Source organism: Klebsiella sp. 141240, from assembly GCF_050600805.1.
In the GTDB taxonomy this organism is placed as follows: Bacteria; Pseudomonadota; Gammaproteobacteria; order Enterobacterales; family Enterobacteriaceae; genus Klebsiella; species Klebsiella aerogenes.
In genome coordinates, this window is record NZ_JAQIRK010000042.1 from 1 (window position 1) to 2987 (window position 2987).

Annotated in this window: 3 protein-coding genes and 3 tRNA genes; 2 read left to right on the forward strand and 4 right to left on the reverse strand. The window is 53.6% G+C overall.

Features of this window, described 5'->3' with window-relative positions; all coding sequences use genetic code 11:
• Positions 1-3: 3 nt before the first annotated feature.
• Positions 4-79: transfer RNA gene (locus PGQ95_RS26135), tRNA-Val, on the reverse strand.
• A 46-nt stretch (positions 80-125) separates the two neighbouring features.
• Positions 126-201 (reverse strand) — tRNA-Val (locus PGQ95_RS26140).
• A 258-nt stretch (positions 202-459) separates the two neighbouring features.
• Between PGQ95_RS26140 and gltX the strand changes: the two genes are divergently transcribed.
• Positions 460-1878 carry a glutamate--tRNA ligase gene (gene gltX, locus PGQ95_RS26145; protein ID WP_430919862.1) on the forward strand — a complete coding sequence of 473 codons (1419 nt, stop codon included), beginning with the start codon at positions 460-462 and terminating at the stop codon, positions 1876-1878.
• A 55-nt stretch (positions 1879-1933) separates the two neighbouring features.
• On the opposite strand, the gene PGQ95_RS26150 is transcribed toward gltX, so the two are convergent.
• Positions 1934-2329: a YfeC-like transcriptional regulator gene (locus PGQ95_RS26150; protein ID WP_430919864.1), complete on the reverse strand. Its 396-nt coding sequence runs from the start codon at positions 2327-2329 to the stop codon at positions 1934-1936.
• 7 nt (positions 2330-2336) lie between these two features.
• Positions 2337-2690 (reverse strand): YfeC-like transcriptional regulator, encoded by a 354-nt coding sequence (locus PGQ95_RS26155; protein WP_013878158.1) that lies wholly within the window; start codon positions 2688-2690, stop codon positions 2337-2339.
• Between the two features lie 219 nt (positions 2691-2909).
• Between PGQ95_RS26155 and PGQ95_RS26160 the strand changes: the two genes are divergently transcribed.
• Positions 2910-2985, forward strand: a tRNA-Ala gene (locus tag PGQ95_RS26160).
• Positions 2986-2987 lie beyond the last annotated feature (2 nt).

The following is a 2987-nucleotide window of genomic DNA, read 5'->3' on the forward strand; positions in this document are numbered from 1 at the left end:
AAGTGGTGGGTGATGACGGGATCGAACCGCCGACCCCCTCCTTGTAAGGGAGGTGCTCTCCCAGCTGAGCTAATCACCCACTTCTCAATTTTCTGTTCTACACGGCGGAGACTACTTTAAGTAGTTGGTGGGTGATGACGGGATCGAACCGCCGACCCCCTCCTTGTAAGGGAGGTGCTCTCCCAGCTGAGCTAATCACCCCCGCTGTGTGGAGTCGCATTATAGGGAGAGTTGAAATTGAGTCAACGCCTTTTCTAAATAATTTGTTTGTTCGTCGTAAAATTAAACAAAGCGATCGCAAAATCAGCTTCGGCGTATGATTTATAAACAAAAATGGTAAAGCGTGATGTTGAGGCGGGATCTACATTGAGGAATCAGCCTGTGGTGTTAGAATATTCCCCTATCAATTCCAAGAACACTGCCGGCTATCGGCATCTTTATTAAACGTAAGGCCAATTCATGAAAATCAAAACTCGCTTCGCGCCAAGCCCAACAGGCTATCTGCACGTTGGCGGTGCGCGTACTGCTCTCTATTCCTGGCTTTTTGCACGTAACCACGGCGGTGAGTTTGTGCTGCGTATTGAAGACACCGATCTCGAACGCTCCACCCCGGAAGCAATTGAAGCCATCATGGATGGGATGAACTGGCTGAATCTGGAATGGGACGAAGGCCCGTATTTCCAGACTAAACGTTTCGATCGCTATAACGCGGTTATTGATGAAATGCTGGAAGCAGGCACAGCATATAAATGCTACTGCTCGAAAGAACGTCTCGACGCGCTGCGTGAAGAACAGATGGCTAACGGTGAAAAGCCGCGCTACGACGGTCGCTGCCGCCATGATCATCAGCATCACGCCGCCGACGAGCCGTGCGTCGTGCGTTTTGCCAACCCGCAGGAAGGTTCGGTTATCTTTGACGACCAGATCCGCGGGCCGATCGAATTCAGCAACCAGGAGCTGGACGATCTGATCATTCGCCGTACCGACGGCTCCCCGACCTACAACTTCTGCGTCGTGGTGGATGACTGGGATATGGCGATCACCCACGTGATCCGCGGCGAAGACCACATCAACAATACCCCGCGCCAGATCAACATTCTTAAAGCGCTGAATGCGCCGGTGCCGGTGTATGCGCACGTATCGATGATCAACGGCGATGACGGTAAAAAACTTTCCAAGCGCCACGGCGCGGTGAGCGTGATGCAGTACCGTGACGACGGCTACCTGCCGGAAGCGCTGCTGAACTATCTGGTGCGCCTGGGCTGGTCTCATGGCGATCAGGAGATCTTCACTCGCGAAGAGATGATCGAGTTCTTCTCGCTGGGCGCGGTGAGCAAGTCTGCCAGTGCGTTCAATACCGATAAACTGCTGTGGTTAAACCATCACTATATCAACACGCTGCCGGCGGAATATGTGGCGACGCATCTGCAGTGGCACATTGAGCAGGAAAATATCGATACCCGTAACGGCCCGCAGTTGTCCGAGCTGGTTAAGCTGCTGGGCGAGCGTTGCAAAACGCTGAAAGAGATTGCCCAGAGCTGCCGCTACTTCTATGAAGAGTTCGCTGAGTTCGACGCCGATGCGGCGAAGAAACACCTGCGCCCGGTGGCGCGTCAGCCGCTGGAAGCGGTTCGCGATAAGCTGGCGGCCATTAGCGACTGGACGGCGGAAAATGTCCACCATGCGATTCAGGCGACCGCCGATGAGCTGGAAGTGGGTATGGGGAAAGTGGGCATGCCGCTGCGTGTGGCCGTGACCGGCGCGGGTCAGTCTCCGGCGCTCGACGTCACCGTTCACGCGATCGGTAAATCCCGTAGCGTTGAACGTATCAACAAAGCGCTGGCGTTTATCGCCGAGCGCGAAAGCCAGCAGTCCTGAGGCCGAGCGTAAGCTAAAGCAAGCGGCAGGTTAATCCTGCCGTTTTTTTTCGCCGCTATTTTATCGCGGGGCTAATACCTAACCGCGCCAGGAAGCCACTAATGCCATCGCGGGCAAGTAGATCCCGAAGGTGAGTTTGTTCTGCGGCGGTCATTAACTGCAGCGTATCGGCGATTTGCCGCCATACCGCATCCGCTTCATTGATAAAGTAGCCGCCGGGCTGTTCGGCGAGCTGATACTCTTCATTCAGATGACGAAATGCCGGAATATTGGTCAGAAAATCAATCACTGGCCGGTCGATGACAATCAAACGCGCACGCCCGCCTTTGACGCCGGGAATCGCCTCGGTTCGCCACTTTTGTTCTCGCGCCCAACGGTTGACCGTTTGTCTGGCCAGACCCAGAACTTCGGCAAGCTCCGCAGGCGTCATTTTTTCTTTTAGTTTCATCATTCTTATTTTACTGGCCGCGTATTCCAAGACGGTTTAACAACCCGGTAATGCCTTCGCGTAGCAGCAGCGACATTAGCTGCTTCTGTTCGCGATGAGTCATCTCTTTGCAGAGCGTAAGCAATAAGGGTTCGAGATCGGTCTCAGCGACCGAATAGGGCGAGGGCGTTTCCGCTACGCGCTGGGCATTGCGGATAAACTCCCGTACCTGCTCGTTAACGTGTACGAGACGCGCTTTGCCTCCCTGTACGCCAGGCCGCGGAGAAGTTTGCCACCCCTCTTTACGAACCCATTTATTAATCGTCTGTCGGCTAAAGCCAGTTAGATGCGCAATTTCTTCCGGAGTCATTCGTTCCTTGAGCATACTATTTCCTGAGTAAATATGTGGGAATTAGTGCTTCATGTTATAGCATCCTTTTACAGGAAATAGTGACATGTTTAACGCCTGCCTGCGATAAGGCTCGCATTGTCAGCTATTTGCCTGCTTTTTCAGCGATTGAATCAGGAGGGGTAATTTTGCCGTTGACACCTGGCGAAGGAATTCATATTATGCCGCCCGTCAACACGACACGCTTTACGTTACGGGGCTATAGCTCAGCTGGGAGAGCGCTTGCATGGCATGCAAGAGGTCAGCGGTTCGATCCCGCTTAGCTCCACCAAA